The following is a 13,973-nucleotide window of genomic DNA, read 5'->3' as shown; positions in this document are numbered from 1 at the left end:
GGCCGGCTTCTGACTGGGTACGGCCGCGGTGCGCGGCTCGTCGCGCTCGCTCATGCCGCCACCTCCGTGGTCTGCTGCGAGGCCACGATCTCGGCGTACGTCGGGCAGGTGTCCAACAACTCCGCATGTCGTCCCACTCCGACGACCCCTCCGTTCTCCAGGACGATGATCTGATCGGCGTCGATGATCGTGGAGACCCGTTGGGCGACGATCACCACCGCCGCCTGCGCGGTGACCGGCCGCAGGGCCGCTCGCAGCCGCGCGTCGGTGCCCAGGTCGAGCGCGGAGAACGAGTCGTCGAAGAGGTAGATCTCCGGTTGCCGGACCAGGGCGCGGGCGATGGCCAGGCGCTGCCGCTGCCCACCGGAGACGGTGGTGCCGCCCTGCGCGATCGGGGCGTCCAACCCGCCGGGCATCTGGGCCACGAAGTCCCGGGCCTGGGCGATCTCCAGCGCCGACCACAGCTCCTCGTCAGTGGCGTCCGGGTTGCCGTAGCGCAGGTTGCTGGCGACCGTTCCGGTGAACAGGTACGGCCGCTGCGGCACCAGGCCGATGCGTCGCCACAGCTCGTCCGGCGCCAACTCCCGCACGTCCACCCCGTCGACCAGCACAGCGCCGTCGGTGACGTCGACCAGGCGGGGGATCAGGGACAGCAGCGTCGTCTTGCCGGCGCCGGTGCTGCCGATGATCGCCGTGGTGGTGCCCGGGGTCGCCCGGAAGGAGATGTCGCGCAGCACCGGCTCGACCGCGCCCGGGTACTGGAAGCGCACCCCGCGCAGCTCCAACTCGGCTCGGCTGGGCAGCTCGGTGACCGGCACGGTGGCCGGGACCACCGAGGAGTCGGTGTCCAGCACCTCGACGATCCGCTCGGCGCAGACCGCTGCCCTCGGCACCATCATCAGCATGAAGGTGGCCATCATGACCGCCATCAGGATCTGCATCAGGTACTGGAGGAACGCGGTGAGCGCGCCGATCTGGATCGCGCCGGCGTCCACCCGCTGCGCGCCGAACCAGAGCACGGCCACGCTGGAGACGTTCAGCACCAGCATGACCACCGGGAAGATCAACGCCAGCAACCGGCCGGTACGCAGCGCGGTCGCGGTCAGGTCGGCGTTGGCGACGGCGAAGCGGTCCGTCTCGTACGGCTCTCGGACGAACGCACGGACCACCCGGATGCCCGTGATCTGCTCCCGCAGCACCCGGTTGACAGTGTCGATGCGGGTCTGCATCAGCCGGAAGCCCGGCACCATCCGACGGATGATCGCGCCGAGGGCGATGGCCAGCACCGGGACGCTGACCAGCATCAACCAGGAGAGCCCGACGTCCTCACGCAACGCCATGAACACGCCGCCGACGCTCATGATCGGTGCGGCGACGAGCATCGTGCAGCTCATCAGCACGAGCATCTGCACCTGCTGCACGTCGTTGGTGTTGCGGGTGATCAGCGACGGTGCCCCGAACCGGGCCACCTCGCGGGCGGAGAAGCGGTTGACGTGCCCGAACAGTTCGGCGCGTACGTCACGGCCGAAGCCCATCGCGACCCGGGCACCCAGGTAGACAGCCGCGATGGAGCAGACGATCTGGATCAGGCTGACCAGCAGCATCCAGCCGCCGGTGCGCACGATGTAGTCGGTGTCGCCCCGGGCCACACCCTGGTCGATGATGTCCGCGTTGAGGCTGGGCAGGTAGAGCGAGGCCATGGTGCCCACGAACTGGAGCAGCACGACCGCCAGCAACGGTCTCTGATAGGTGCGCAGTTGGCCGCGCAGGAGTCGGATCAGCACGCCGGGTCCTTCGTTTCGGTAGGGCGTCCGGTCATCCGCGGGTCGTCTCCGCTGCCGATGACCTCAAGCAGGAACTCCCGGATCACCTGGGCCTTCGCCGGGTCGGCGTCGACCGAGGTGAGGGGCCGTCCGGAGTGCATGAGCGCGTCGAGCGCTGCCACCCGTTCCCGCCCGGCGGGGGTGATGGCGAGTCGGATGCTGCGTCGGTCGTTGTCGTCGCGCTGCCGCTCGACCAGGCCGTCGCGCTCAAGCGTGTCGACGATGCCGGTCAGGGTCGCCGGGCGGACGAACCCCTTCTCGGCGACCGCTCGGTGCGGCAACTCGCCGTGCCGGGCGAGCGTCATCAGGGTGATCATGCCGGCCTGGGTGAGGCCGTGCTCCTCGGCGAGGTAGCGGTTCCACCGCTGCCCGACCAGGTGCCCGGCCACCACCAGCAGCCGGCCGAGCGGCACGTCCTGGAGGGTCACGAGTTCCACGACAAGCAGGTTAGCCCCCTGATAGTCAGGGGCCAAACGAAATTGCCGCAGCGGTGGCCACGAACAGGATCTGCAGGGCGGTTCGCTGTGCGAGCGGGGTGACCGGGCGGCCGGCGAGGGTCAACTCGCGGCGGGCGGCCGAGACGTTGGCCGGGAACATGGCCAGCATGAGCAGGCCGAGCCCGGCCGCCGCGACCCGGGCGGTCGCCGGCACCAGGAGGCCGACCGCGCCGACCAGCTCCAGCACGCCGGTGGCGGTGACCAGCAGGTCCGGTCGGGGCAGCCGGGGCGGGACCATCGCGATCAGGTCGCTGCGACGCTGGCCGACGAAGTGCGCGACGGCGGTGAGCGTGAACATCACGGCCAGCCCGACGCGCAGCGCGGGATGCCATCCGTCCAGTGCGGAGATGCCGACCAGGCCGGCGATTCGGGCCAGCGCGGCGCCGGCGATCAAGGCGATCAGGGGTGCCATCGGAATCCTCCTCGGGGGAACTTGTCAGTGTCAAGATTGCGCGTCAGATGCTCATCTTGTCAATGGCAAGATAGGCTTGGCGCATGAGCGGAACCCGCGCCTACCACCACGGCGATCTACGCCGCGCCCTGCTCGCCGCAGCGCTGGAGGTCGTCGGGGAGGTCGGACCCGCCGCGCTGAGCCTGCGCGACCTGGCCCGCCGGGCCGGTGTCTCGCACGCCGCGCCCGCACACCACTTCGGCGACAAGGCGGGCCTGCTCACCGCGCTCGCCGCACAGGGCTTCGACCTGCTGGCCGAGACGTTGACCGCGGCGGATGACGACCTGCTGGAGGCCGGCGTCGCGTACGTCGACTTCGCGGTCACGCACCGGGCGTACTTCGAGGTGATGTTCCGCCCGGAGCTCTACCGGGCCGACGACGCCGAGCTGATCGCGGCGCGGAGCCGGGCCGGCGCCGCGCTCCGCTCCGGGGTGGCGGCGCTGTCGAACGGTGGCGCGCCCGCAGACACCGACCGGGACTCGCTCGCGGCCTGGTCGATCGCGCACGGCTTCGCCACCCTCTGGCTGGCCGGCGCGCTGCCCGACCGCGTGGGCGACAACCCCCGCGAGGCAGCCCGCGCCGTGCTCGGCCGACTGCCGACCTGACCGCGCCAACACGCGCCAACACGCGTCGATCATGGAGTTATGGTGGGCAATTCACCCATCGCTGCCCCTTTTGCGGGGCACCACAACTCCATGATCGACGCGGTGGAAGGGTGGCCCTTACCAACTCGTGGGGAGGGGCATTCCTTCGGTGAAGCCGGCGGCGCTCTGCACGCCGACGATCGCCCGCTCGTGGAACTGGGTCAGATCCCGTGCGCCGGCGTAGGTGAAGGCGCTGCGTACTCCCGCGATGATCTCGTCGATCAGGTCCTCGACACCAGGGCGGGTCGGGTCCAGGTGCATCCGGGCCGAGGAGATGCCCTCCTCGAACACCGCCTTGCGGGCCCGGTCGTACGGGCTGTCGTCGGCAGTTCGGGCGCTGACCGCCCGAGCCGAGGCCATTCCGAAGCTCTCCTTGTACCGCCGGCCGTCCGCGTCGGTGTAGAGGTCGCCGGGAGACTCGTAGGTGCCGGCGAACCAGGAACCGATCATCACGTTCGACGCGCCGGCGGCGAGCGCGAGCGCCACGTCCCGGGGGTGCCGCACCCCGCCGTCGGCCCACACGTGCCGGCCCAGTTGGCGGGCGGCGGCAGCGCAGTCGAGCACGGCGGAGAACTGCGGTCGACCCACGCCGGTCATCATCCGGGTGGTGCACATCGCCCCCGGGCCGACGCCGACCTTGATGATGTCCGCCCCCGCTTCCACCAGGTCGCGTACGCCCTCGGCAGTGACCACGTTGCCGGCCGCCACCGGCACCCCCGGGTCCAGCTTCCGGACCGCCTGAAGTGCGGAGATCATCCGTGCCTGATGGCCGTGCGCGGTGTCCACTACCAACGTGTCCACCCCCGCCTCCAGCAGCGCCGCCGCCTTGCCGGTCACGTCCCCGTTGATCCCGACGGCCGCCGCGATCCGCAGCCGGCCCCGGTCGTCCACAGCCGGTGTGTAGAGGGTGGCGCGCAACGCGCCCTGTCGGGTCAGCACCCCGACCAGCCGACCCTCGGCGTCCACCACCGGGGCGAGTCGGCGGCGGCCCGCCGAGAGCAGATCGAAGCCGGTACGAGGATCCGCGTCCGCCGGAACGGTGTGCAGCTCGGTGGACATGACGTGACGCAGTTGCGCGAAGCGGTCCACGCCAGTGGTGTCCGCCTCGGTGACCACACCCATCGGCCGGCCGTCGTCGTCGACGACGATCACCGCACCGTGCGAGCGCTTGGGCAGCAGGTGGATGGCATCGCCCACGGTCTCGGTCGGGCCCAGCGTGATCGGGGTGTCGTAGACCAGGTGGCGCTGCTTGACCCAGGCGACGACGTTGGCCACCACTTCGATCGGAATGTCCTGCGGGATCACAGTGATGGCACCCCGGCGGGCGACCGTCTCGGCCATCCGCCGTCCGGCGACCGCGGTCATGTTCGACACCACCAACGGAATCGTGGTGCCGGTGCCGTCGCCGGTGGAGAGGTCGACGTCGAGTCGGGAGCCCAGGTCGGAGCGGGCCGGCGCCATGAAGACGTCGGTATAGGTCAGGTCGTGCGCGGGAGCCGCGCCGTGAAGGAACCGCACCCGGCAATCATTCCCGCTCGCGGTCGGTTCCACCGCCGGTGGTCGCGGAAAACACTCGCATCGTCGTCGGTCCTGATCGCGGTGGCGCGGTGCTCGCCACAGGAGGGGCCACGGCGAGTCCGGGTAGAACGGGTCAGCCCAGCAGGAGTGCCACGGCGAGCCCGGCCATCACGACGGCGATGACCGCGTCCAGCACCCGCCAGGCGACGGCGCGGGCGAGCAGCGGCGCGAGGCGCTGCGCGCCGACGCCGAGGGCGGTGAACCAGGCCACACTGGCCAGAACGGCGCCGGCGCCGAAGACCCACCGGTGCGGGTGTTGCTGGGCCACGCTGCCGAGGAGCAGCACGGTGTCCAGGTAGACGTGCGGGTTCAGGTAGGTGAAGGCGGCGCAGGCGAGCAGGGTCGCCCCCAACGTGGCTGGCGGCCGCTCGGTGGGCAGCAGGGCGCCGGGACGCAGGGCGCGGCGGGCGGCGAGCCCCGCGTAGCAGAGCAGGAAGGCGGCTCCACCCCATCGAATCGCCATCAGCAGGCCCGGTCGGCCGGTCACCAGCGAACCGACCCCGGCCACCCCCGCCATGATCAGCAGCGCGTCCGAAGCGGCGCAGGTCAGCACCACGGGTACGACGTGCTCGCGTCGCAGACCCTGACGCAGGACGAAGGCGTTCTGGGCGCCGATGGCGACGATGAGGGCGATGGAGACCGAGAAGCCGGCGACGGCGGAGGTGAGCACGGAGACGACGCTAGGGCGGTCGGCAGTCACCAGTCCAACTAAAGATTCTCACGCAACTTAAGCTCAGCTGATGGAAGGTCTCGACTCGGCGCAGCTTCGGACACTCGCGGCCGTGGTGGCGGAGGGCAGCTTCGACGCGGCGGCCCGGCTGCTGCACGTTACGCCGTCAGCGGTGAGCCAACGGATCAAGGCGCTGGAGGAGACAGTCGGCCAGGTGCTGGTCCGCCGTGCCCGTCCATGCGTGGCGACCGACGCCGGCCGCCCGCTGCTACGCCTGGCCGGCCAGCTCGCGCTGCTCGAACGGGAGGCCCTCGCAGATGCCCGCGGCCCGCTGGCCGGCGGTGGCCGCATCCGGGTCGCCGTGGTGGTCAACGCGGACTCGCTGGCCACCTGGTTCCCCGCCGCGCTGGCCCGCTTGCCGCAGCGCGCCGGGCTCTCGTTCGACCTGCGGCAGGACGATCAGGACCACACCGCCGAGCTGCTGCGCGACGGTTCGGTGACGGCGGCGGTCACTGCCCAGCGGGAGGCCGTGCAGGGCTGCCGGGTGCTGCGACTCGGGGCCGTGCGCTACCGCGCGTTGGCCACAGCGGAATTCGCGGCGTCCCACTTCCCCGGAGGATTCGCCGCCGCCGCGCTGGCGAGCACCCCGCTGTTGGTCTTCGACCGAAAGGACCGGGTGCAACATCGGTTCATCCGGGCGGTGGTCGGTCGACCGCTCGACCCGCCGGTGAACTACGTACCGTCGGTGCCGGCGTTCAGCGAGGCGATCCGGCTCGGGTTGGGTTGGGGTCTGGTGCCGGAACAGATCGCCCAGGCCGACCTGACCGCAGGTCGCTGTGTCGACCTCGCGCCGGGCCGACACCTCGACGTTCCGCTGTACTGGCAGCACTGGCGGCTGGAGTCGGACGTGCTGAACGCCCTGACCGTCGCCGTCCGCGAGGTCGCCGCCGAAACCCTGCGCTGATCGTCCGCCGGACGGCTCAGGCGATGGTGCAGATGGGAGCACCGGCGGTGATCACGGCGCCGACCTCGGCGCTGAGGCCGCTGACCGTACCCGCCTTGTGCGCGTGCAGCGGCTGCTCCATCTTCATCGCCTCCAGCACCACGACCAGGTCACCCTCGGCCACCGTGTCGCCGTCCGCCACCGCGATCTTGACGATGGTGCCCTGCATCGGCGAGGTGAGCGAGTCGCCGCCGACCGGGGCACCGGCCTTGGCGCCGCCACCGCGCCGGGTCGGCTTGCGGGCGGCGGGTGCCGCGGTGGTCGTACTCCCGCCGAAGCCGGCGGGGAGGCTGACCTCGATGCGCTTGCCGCCCACCTCGACCACGACGGTGTCGCGCTCGGCCGGCGCCTCGGCGGTGCCGGCGGCGGCGCTGAACGGCGGCACCGTGTTGTGGAACTCGGTCTCGATCCACCGGGTGTGCACTGTGAAGGGCTCGGCGGTGAACGCCTCGTCCCGCACGACGAGCCGGTGGAACGGCAGCGCGGTGGCCATTCCGTCGAGGACCATCTCGTCCAGCGCGCGGCGGGCGCGCTCCAACGCCTCGGTCCGCGTCTCACCGACGATGATCACCTTGGCGAGCAGTGAGTCGAAGTTGCCGCCGATCACGTCGCCGGCCGAGATGCCGGTGTCGACCCGCACACCCGGCCCGCTGGGCAGACGCAGCGCGGTGACAGTGCCGGGGGCGGGCAGGAAGTTGCGGCCTGGGTCCTCGCCGTTGATCCGGAACTCGATCGCGTGCCCGCGCGGCGTCGGGTCCTCCGTGATCCGCAGCTTCTCGCCGTCGGCGATCCGGAACTGTTCGCGGACCAGGTCGATGCCGGCGGTCTCCTCGGTGACCGGGTGCTCGACCTGGAGTCGGGTGTTGACCTCCAGGAAGGAGATGGTGCCGTCCACGCCGACCAGGTATTCCACTGTGCCGGCGCCGTGGTAGCCGGCTTCGCGGCAGATCGCCTTGGCGCTCTCGTGGATCTGCGCGCGCTGGGCGTCGGTGAGGAACGGCGCGGGCGCCTCCTCGACGAGCTTCTGGTGACGCCGCTGCAACGAGCAGTCCCGGGTGCCCACCACGATCACGTTGCCGTGCTGGTCGGCGAGGACCTGCGCCTCGACGTGCCGGGGCTGGTCGAGGTACCGCTCGACGAAGCACTCGCCCCGACCGAACGCCGCGACCGCCTCCCGGGTGGCCGACTCGAACAGCTGCGGGATCTCCTCCATCGTGCGGGCAACCTTGAGGCCGCGCCCGCCGCCACCGAAGGCGGCCTTGATGGCGACCGGCAGGCCGTGGTCGACGGCGAAGGCCATCACCTCGTCCGGGCTGGCCACCGGGTCCGGGGTGCCGGGGACCAGCGGTGCGCCGGCCCGCTGGGCGATGTGCCGGGCGGTGACCTTGTCGCCCAGGTCACGGATCGCCTGCGGGGTGGGGCCGATCCAGGTCAGCCCGGCGTCCGTGACGGCCTGGGCGAAGTCGGCGTTCTCACTGAGGAAGCCATAACCCGGGTGTACGGCGTCGGCGCCGGCCCGAGCGGCGACGTCGAGCAGCTTGTCGATGCGCAGGTAGGTCTCGGTCGCGCTGTCCCCGCCCAGCGCGTACGCCTCGTCCGCGAGGGTGGCGTGCAGGGCGTCGCGGTCGGAGTCCGCGTACACGGCAACGCTGCCCAGGCCGGCGTCGCGGCACGCGCGGATCACCCGGACGGCGATCTCGCCGCGGTTGGCGATGAGTACCTTGCGCACCTTGGTGGCTCCTCCCGGGCAGGTTACTGACGGGGAGTGTATCGGCCGCCCACGGCGACCCTAACGATCGCTCAGTGTGGGATGGCGCACTGCACCCGCCACGGTTTAGTCAAACTTGGCTATTACGCTTATCGGGTGTCTTCGACTCGAATGATGATTCTCGGTCTGGTGCGGTGGATGCAGCCCGTGCACGGCTACGACGTGCGCCGTGAGCTGCTGAGCTGGAGCGCCGACAAGTGGGCGAACGTGCAACCCGGATCGATCTATCACGCCCTGCGCAAGCTCACCGAGGAAGGGTTGCTCCGCGCCGTCGCGACCGAGCAGGTGGGCGCCCGTCCCGCGCGGACCACGTACGAGGTGACGGTCAAGGGGGAGGACGAGTTCGAGACGCTGCTGCGCAACTCGTGGTGGACCATCAGCGAGCCCGTCGACCCGTTCGTGGCCGCCTTCTCCTTCCTGCCGGCCATGCCCCGCGCCGAGGCGGCCGCCGCCCTGCGTAACCGGGCCAACCTGCTGCGCGCCGGCGTCGAGTCCATGCGCGCCTCGCTGGAGTCGGACTGGGTGCGCAACCGCAAGCCGGTGCACGTGGCCTGGATGTTCGAGCTGTGGTCGGCGCGCGCGGAGGCGGAGATGACCTGGTGCGAGCGGATCGCGGAGCGGATCGATTCCGGAGTGTCGTACCTGCCTGCTGAGCTGGACGAAGCGCAGGGTTGGACGGGGTGGAGGGACGGCCTGGAGTCGCCCGACTCCGACGCGGAATAATCAACGTTGACTAGAAAAGTTATATCGCGTTAGCCTACTGACGGCACAGCGGGGGATTGCGCCGCCCGGCGTCGACCCACTCGACGGCCGGCCCGACCGGCCCGAACGACCAGGAGCAGAGATGATCGAGACCAGGGGGCTGCGGAAGTCGTTCCGCTCCCGCGCGGGTCGAGAGACGAAGACGGTGGACGCCGTGCGGGGCGTCGACCTTGACGTTGCCAAGGGTGAGATCTTCGGCTTCCTCGGCCCGAACGGCGCCGGCAAGACCACCACGCTGCGGATGCTCGCCACGCTGATCGAGCCGGACGGCGGCGAGGCCACCATCGCGGGCGCCGACCTGCGCAAGGACCCGGCCGAGGTGCGCCGCCGCATCGGGTACGTCCCGCAGGGCGGCAGCACCTGGGACGAGTCCACCGCCCGCGAAGAGCTGGTGCTGCACGCCCGGATGTACGGCATCAGCAAGGCCGACGCGCAGCGGCGTGCCGCCCGCGCCCTGGACGCCTTCCAGCTCACCGAGTACGCCGACCGCAAGTGCAAGACCTACTCCGGCGGCCAGCGTCGCCGGGTGGAGATCGCCCTCGGCATCATCCACGAGCCGAAGATCGTCTTCCTGGATGAGCCGACCACCGGCCTCGATCCGCAGAGCCGCGCACACATGTGGGACGAGATCCGCCGGCTCCGCGCCGACGGCATGACCGTCTTCATCACCACTCACTACCTGGACGAGGCCGACGCGCTCTGCGACCGGATCGCGATCATGGACAACGGCGAGGTGGTGGCCGAGGGCACCCCCGCCGAGCTGAAGCGGGAGATCTCCGGCGACGTGGTGCTGGTCGGTCTCGACCTGGCCGCCACTCCGCAGGCCGCCCAGACGCTCGACGGCGAGCCGTACGTCAACAAGCTGGAGACGGTCGACGAGGGCGGCCTGCGCCTCTACGTCGACGAGGGCGCCACCGCCATCCCGCAGGTGCTGCGCCGACTCGACCACGCCGGGCTGGAGCTGCGCTCGATCGAGCTGCACCGACCCAGCCTGGACGACGTCTTCCTCACCAAGACCGGCCGCTCGCTGCGCGAGTCCTGACCACCGGAGACGACTCTCATGAAATTCGCCCGTGACACGTGGCTGATCTTCCAGCGCCAGATCCAACTCCTGCTCCGCAACCCGGTCTGGGTCTTCGTCGGTGTGTTCCAGCCGGTCATGTACCTGCTGCTCTTCGCCCCGCTGCTCAAGCCCGCACTGAACGCGCCCACCCAGGCGGCCGCCTACAAGATCTTCGTACCGGGTCTGCTGGTGCTCCTGGCCATCTTCGGCGGACTGTTCCAGGGCTTCGGCCTGATCGCCGAGCTGCGAGCCGGCGTCATCGAACGCTCCCGGGTCACCCCGATCAGCCGGCTCGCCCTGCTGCTCGGTCGCTCGCTGCGCGACGTGGTCTCGCTCCTGGTGCAGGCCGTCATCATCACGCTCCTGGCGCTCATCTTCGACCTTCGGGTGTTCCTCGGGGACCTGCTGCTGGCGTACCTGATGCTCGCCCTGATCGCCCTCATGACCTCGGCCGTCTCCTACGGCGTCGCCCTCAAGGTCAAGAGTGAGGACGCGCTGGCCCCGCTGATGAACACCGTGGCGCAGCCGGTGCTGCTGCTCTCCGGCATCCTGCTGCCGCTGACCTTCGCGCCCGGCTGGTTGCAGGGCATCGCCAACTGGAACCCGTTCTCCTGGGCGGTCGACGGTACCCGGGCGCTGTTCGCCGGTGACCTGGGCAGCGACAAGGTCTGGCAGGGCCTCAGCATCACCGCTGTCCTCGCCGCGCTGGGCGTCTACTGGGCTGCCCGCCAGTTCGCCCGCAGCGTCCGCTGACGCCGGCTTTCACTGACGGGGGTGTCCCTCTGGTGGGGACACCCCCGTCGCTGCGTGCGGCGTCGGTCAGCGGACCCGGGCGAGGGTCAGGCCGTCCGCGATCGCCAGCATCACCGGGTCCACCCGTACGTCCGCGAGGACCTCGTCGTTGAACGCGGCGATGGCCCGGTCGCCGGCGTCCTGCGGGGCGATGACCCGCCCGCCACGCAGGACGTTGTCGACGGCGATCACGCCACCCGGACGCATCCGGGGCACCAACTCGGCCCAGTAGATCGGGTAGCCGGTCTTGTCCGCGTCGATGAACGCGAAGTCCAGGTGCCGCTCGTGCGGCAACTCCCGCAGCCCTTCTGCGGCCGGGCCGATGCGCAGGTCGATCAGATCCTGCACGCCGGCCCTCGCCCAGTAGCGCCGGGCTATGCCGGTGAACTCCTCGGAGATGTCGAAGCAGGTCAGTTGCCCACCCTCGGGCAACCCGCGGGCGATTGCCAGAGACGAGAGCCCGGTGAACGTGCCGACCTCGACGGCCTGCCGCACGCCGAGCAGCCGGGTGAGGAACGTCAGGAACGCGGCCTGCTCCGGAGCCACCTGCATGGTGGCGTGCTCGGGCAGCACCGACCGGGTCTCCTCGGCCAGGTCACGGATGATCTCGTCCGGCGGGGAGCCGTGTGCGACCAGATAGGCGTGCAGCTCGTTGGTGAGCGGGATCGACTTGATGGTCATGACCGGACGTTACCGAGCGGCTCGACCATTTGGCCGCCCGGCGCGACAGTCGTCCACAGGTCGGTGATCCGCAGATCCAGCTCGGCGAGGAGCCGGCGCAGCAGCGGCATCGACAGCCCGACCACCGTCCCCGGGTCACCCTCGATCCGTTCCACGAACGGCCCACCCAGCCCGTCGATCGTGAACGCGCCGGCCACCGCCAGCGGCTCACCGGTGGCCACGTACGCGGCGATCTCGTCGTCACTGATGTCAGCGAAGTGGACCGTCGTCGACGCGACCGCCTCCGCGCGCCGGCCCGCAGTAACGTCGACCAGGCAGTGCCCGCTGTGCAGAACGCCGCTGCGTCCCCGCATCCGCAGCCACCGCCGGGTCGCGTCCGCGGCATCCGCCGGCTTGCCGAGGATCTCCCCGTCGAAGGCGAGCACCGAGTCGCAGCCGATCACCAACGTCCGCTGATCGGCGGCCGCATTGAGCCGGGTCAACACCGCCTGCGCCTTCAGGCGAGCCAACTCCAGGCACAACTCCTCGGCCCGCTCGGTCACCACCAGGGACTCGTCCACCCCACTGACCAGCACCTCCGGCTCGACGCCGGCAGCCTGGAGCAACTTACGACGGGCAGGGCTCGCCGATGCGAGCACGAGGCGGAGCGGCAAAGTCTCAGACACCACCCCGACGTTACCGCCCAGCCACCCACCAAGACCGACACCCCGCCGCCGGGTGGCCCGCGCCCTTGATCCACTCGACTTGCAGGAAACCGCGCGATCCCGTCCCTCCGGACACCGCGACTTCCTGCAAGCCGAGTGGATCACCGCTTCGCCGATCGTTCAGCGACTGATTCTGGGTGGCGGATCATCGCCACGTCGACGCCGCCGCGCTATCACGGCCCACCCGACCCCGGCAGCCACGAGCACCCCGAGAGTGACCAGCCCACGCGCGGTCGCGCTATCGCTCTCCCCGCCCGGCTGAGCGCCAGCCGTCGTGGTCGGGCCAGCACCGGCCGGAGCGCTCACCGATTCAAACCCAAGCGGCGGTACGTCTGCCGTCAGCGCCGCCACAAGATCGATGACTCCATAGCCGTACTCGTCGTCACGCCCAGGAGGGCCCTTGTCGACGGCGGTAGCCGTGAGCCGGTGCGCCACCTCTCGGGCCGGCAGGTACGGGTACTTGGACCTGATCAACGCAGCCGCGCCCGCAACGATCGCCGTCGCGTCAGAGGTGCCGGTGCCTTTGCGGTACTTGCCGTCGATGCTCGTGCTGTAGATGTCAACGGCGGGCGCAACCACGTCAATCTCCGGCCCAGTGACGGAGACGGCGGCGTGTGTACCGGATTTGTCAACTCCCCCCACGGCTAGGACGCCATCTTCGGATGCCGGGTAACCAACCTCAGTGTCGGCTGGTCGATTACCTGCAGCAGCAACGACGACGACATTCGCGACGATAGCTCCCCTGATCGCGCGACGTAGGGCTGGGCTGGAGCCTCCCGCACTGGAAATGCTAATGATGTCAGCACCAGAAGAAACCGCATACTCGATTGCCCTGCCCAGATTGTCTGGGCTGCTCTGATTGTCGACTGTCGAGGAAATTATCGGCAGAACCTTTGCTTTCGGTGCTATGCCGCGAGCGCCTTGGTTTCCTTGTTGGCCGTGGGCAGCGATAAGACCCGCCATCCCCGTGCCGTGGCTATTTCGATCGCCTTGACCATCGTTGCTCTCTCCTCCGTTGGTAAGGTCGGTGCCGCGAAGCAGGTTCCCTCTTAGATCTGGATGCGGGTAAACGCCAGTATCCGGTACTGCCACAGTCACGCCCTCGCCCTGGCTGATTTTGTTGGCTTCTCCAGAGTTGAGGGCTGAGAGATGCCACTGGTCAGCGCGAATGCGCTTCGAGCCATCGTTGGGCGGCGGGCTGGCCGTGCTCGCGGCGATAGGGGTGGAAGATAGGGTAATAATTCCGATAACTATCGGTATTCCGAAAAGGGCGTGTATGGTCGACCTCTTCACCGGCCGATACCGATTGCCGGTCCTGGGTCTATTGGCCCCTCGTCGTCCGGAGGGCGCACTACCGGGTTGACTCCCTTTTGCGTTTCCCAAGGATTGTCCGGATCCCAGCGATTCGGCTCCTCCGTATTGCCGTCGTTCCGCCGAAGGCGAGCAGTTCCGCTCATCCCGGAACTCCAAGGTCCCGGCGCGCCCCCGATCGGAGGCGTTCCATGTGCACCAGGAAGGCCTCTACCGGCGGAAGGGC

General features: G+C 69.9%; 14 protein-coding genes. 5 read left to right on the top strand and 9 right to left on the bottom strand.

The window, feature by feature from the left end; translation table 11 throughout:
- Positions 1–50: 50 nt before the first annotated feature.
- The 3 genes from AB0B68_RS23635 to AB0B68_RS23625 are packed head-to-tail and all read right to left on the bottom strand — an operon-like array spanning position 51 to position 2,732.
- Positions 51–1,784 (bottom strand): ABC transporter ATP-binding protein, encoded by a 1,734-nt coding sequence (locus AB0B68_RS23635; RefSeq protein WP_357197944.1) that lies wholly within the window; start codon positions 1,782–1,784, stop codon positions 51–53.
- Positions 1,778–2,260: a MarR family transcriptional regulator gene (locus AB0B68_RS23630; RefSeq protein WP_355009471.1), complete on the bottom strand. Its 483-nt coding sequence runs from the start codon at positions 2,258–2,260 to the stop codon at positions 1,778–1,780. The genes AB0B68_RS23635 and AB0B68_RS23630 overlap by 7 nt, the downstream gene beginning before the upstream one ends.
- Positions 2,261–2,285: 25 nt before the next feature.
- Positions 2,286–2,732 carry a DoxX family membrane protein gene (locus tag AB0B68_RS23625; RefSeq protein WP_355009470.1) on the bottom strand — a complete coding sequence of 149 codons (447 nt, stop codon included), beginning with the start codon at positions 2,730–2,732 and terminating at the stop codon, positions 2,286–2,288.
- A gap of 83 nt (positions 2,733–2,815) precedes the next feature.
- Between AB0B68_RS23625 and AB0B68_RS23620 the strand changes: the two genes are divergently transcribed.
- Positions 2,816–3,376, top strand: a complete 561-nt coding sequence (locus AB0B68_RS23620; RefSeq protein WP_357197949.1) for a TetR/AcrR family transcriptional regulator — start codon at positions 2,816–2,818, stop codon at positions 3,374–3,376.
- A gap of 117 nt (positions 3,377–3,493) precedes the next feature.
- Here the strand turns inward: AB0B68_RS23620 and AB0B68_RS23615 are convergent, their stop codons facing one another.
- Together AB0B68_RS23615 and AB0B68_RS23610 are read right to left on the bottom strand one after the other, a co-directional pair.
- A complete protein-coding gene (locus tag AB0B68_RS23615) occupies positions 3,494–4,933 on the bottom strand; it encodes a GuaB1 family IMP dehydrogenase-related protein (RefSeq protein ID WP_357262706.1) in 1,440 nt (479 codons plus the stop codon).
- Between the two features lie 133 nt (positions 4,934–5,066).
- A complete protein-coding gene (locus tag AB0B68_RS23610; protein WP_357197956.1) occupies positions 5,067–5,663 on the bottom strand; it encodes a LysE/ArgO family amino acid transporter in 597 nt (198 codons plus the stop codon).
- 70 nt (positions 5,664–5,733) lie between these two features.
- On the opposite strand from AB0B68_RS23610, the gene AB0B68_RS23605 reads away from it, so the two are divergent.
- Positions 5,734–6,627, top strand: coding sequence for a LysR family transcriptional regulator ArgP (locus AB0B68_RS23605; protein WP_357197959.1), 894 nt, complete (start codon positions 5,734–5,736; stop codon positions 6,625–6,627).
- Positions 6,628–6,643: 16 nt separating this feature from the next.
- Here AB0B68_RS23605 and AB0B68_RS23600 read toward each other — a convergent pair whose 3' ends face one another.
- Entirely contained in the window at positions 6,644–8,395 is a 1,752-nt protein-coding gene (locus tag AB0B68_RS23600) for a biotin carboxylase N-terminal domain-containing protein (protein ID WP_357197962.1), read from the bottom strand.
- A gap of 150 nt (positions 8,396–8,545) precedes the next feature.
- On the opposite strand from AB0B68_RS23600, the gene AB0B68_RS23595 reads away from it, so the two are divergent.
- The 3 genes from AB0B68_RS23595 to AB0B68_RS23585 all read left to right on the top strand — a co-directional run bounded on the left by AB0B68_RS23595 (position 8,546) and on the right by AB0B68_RS23585 (position 11,012).
- Positions 8,546–9,157, top strand: a complete 612-nt coding sequence (locus AB0B68_RS23595; RefSeq protein ID WP_357262741.1) for a PadR family transcriptional regulator — start codon at positions 8,546–8,548, stop codon at positions 9,155–9,157.
- Between the two features lie 121 nt (positions 9,158–9,278).
- Positions 9,279–10,238, top strand: coding sequence for an ATP-binding cassette domain-containing protein (locus AB0B68_RS23590; protein WP_355009464.1), 960 nt, complete (start codon positions 9,279–9,281; stop codon positions 10,236–10,238).
- Positions 10,239–10,256: 18 nt separating this feature from the next.
- Positions 10,257–11,012: an ABC transporter permease gene (locus tag AB0B68_RS23585; protein WP_357197966.1), complete on the top strand. Its 756-nt coding sequence runs from the start codon at positions 10,257–10,259 to the stop codon at positions 11,010–11,012.
- Between the two features lie 66 nt (positions 11,013–11,078).
- Here the strand turns inward: AB0B68_RS23585 and AB0B68_RS23580 are convergent, their stop codons facing one another.
- The 3 genes from AB0B68_RS23580 to AB0B68_RS23570 all read right to left on the bottom strand — a co-directional run bounded on the left by AB0B68_RS23580 (position 11,079) and on the right by AB0B68_RS23570 (position 13,654).
- Positions 11,079–11,732 (bottom strand): O-methyltransferase, encoded by a 654-nt coding sequence (locus tag AB0B68_RS23580; protein ID WP_357262703.1) that lies wholly within the window; start codon positions 11,730–11,732, stop codon positions 11,079–11,081.
- Complete coding sequence (locus tag AB0B68_RS23575; protein WP_357262700.1) at positions 11,729–12,397, bottom strand: Maf family protein; 669 nt, start codon at positions 12,395–12,397, stop codon at positions 11,729–11,731. The genes AB0B68_RS23580 and AB0B68_RS23575 overlap by 4 nt, the downstream gene beginning before the upstream one ends.
- A 159-nt stretch (positions 12,398–12,556) precedes the next feature.
- A complete protein-coding gene (locus tag AB0B68_RS23570) occupies positions 12,557–13,654 on the bottom strand; it encodes a S8 family serine peptidase (RefSeq protein WP_357262738.1) in 1,098 nt (365 codons plus the stop codon).
- Between the last annotated feature and the right edge of the window lie 319 nt (positions 13,655–13,973).

The organism is Micromonospora sp. NPDC049049, assembly GCF_040649115.1.
Lineage (GTDB): Bacteria > Actinomycetota > Actinomycetes > Mycobacteriales > Micromonosporaceae > Micromonospora.
Note: the sequence above shows the minus strand (reverse complement) of the source record. Positions and strands in the feature narration are given on the sequence as shown.

Excerpts from the sequence above, each read along its gene's own strand:
- AB0B68_RS23625 (WP_355009470.1), bottom strand. The coding sequence starts at position 2,732 with ATGGCACCCCTGATCGCCTTGATCGCCGGCGCCGCGCTGGCCCGAATC.
- AB0B68_RS23620 (WP_357197949.1), top strand. The coding sequence starts at position 2,816 with ATGAGCGGAACCCGCGCCTACCACCACGGCGATCTACGCCGCGCCCTG.
- AB0B68_RS23605 (WP_357197959.1), top strand. The coding sequence starts at position 5,734 with ATGGAAGGTCTCGACTCGGCGCAGCTTCGGACACTCGCGGCCGTGGTG.
- AB0B68_RS23595 (WP_357262741.1), top strand. The coding sequence starts at position 8,546 with ATGATGATTCTCGGTCTGGTGCGGTGGATGCAGCCCGTGCACGGCTAC.
- AB0B68_RS23590 (WP_355009464.1), top strand. The coding sequence starts at position 9,279 with ATGATCGAGACCAGGGGGCTGCGGAAGTCGTTCCGCTCCCGCGCGGGT.
- AB0B68_RS23585 (WP_357197966.1), top strand. The coding sequence starts at position 10,257 with ATGAAATTCGCCCGTGACACGTGGCTGATCTTCCAGCGCCAGATCCAA.
- AB0B68_RS23580 (WP_357262703.1), bottom strand. The coding sequence starts at position 11,732 with ATGACCATCAAGTCGATCCCGCTCACCAACGAGCTGCACGCCTATCTG.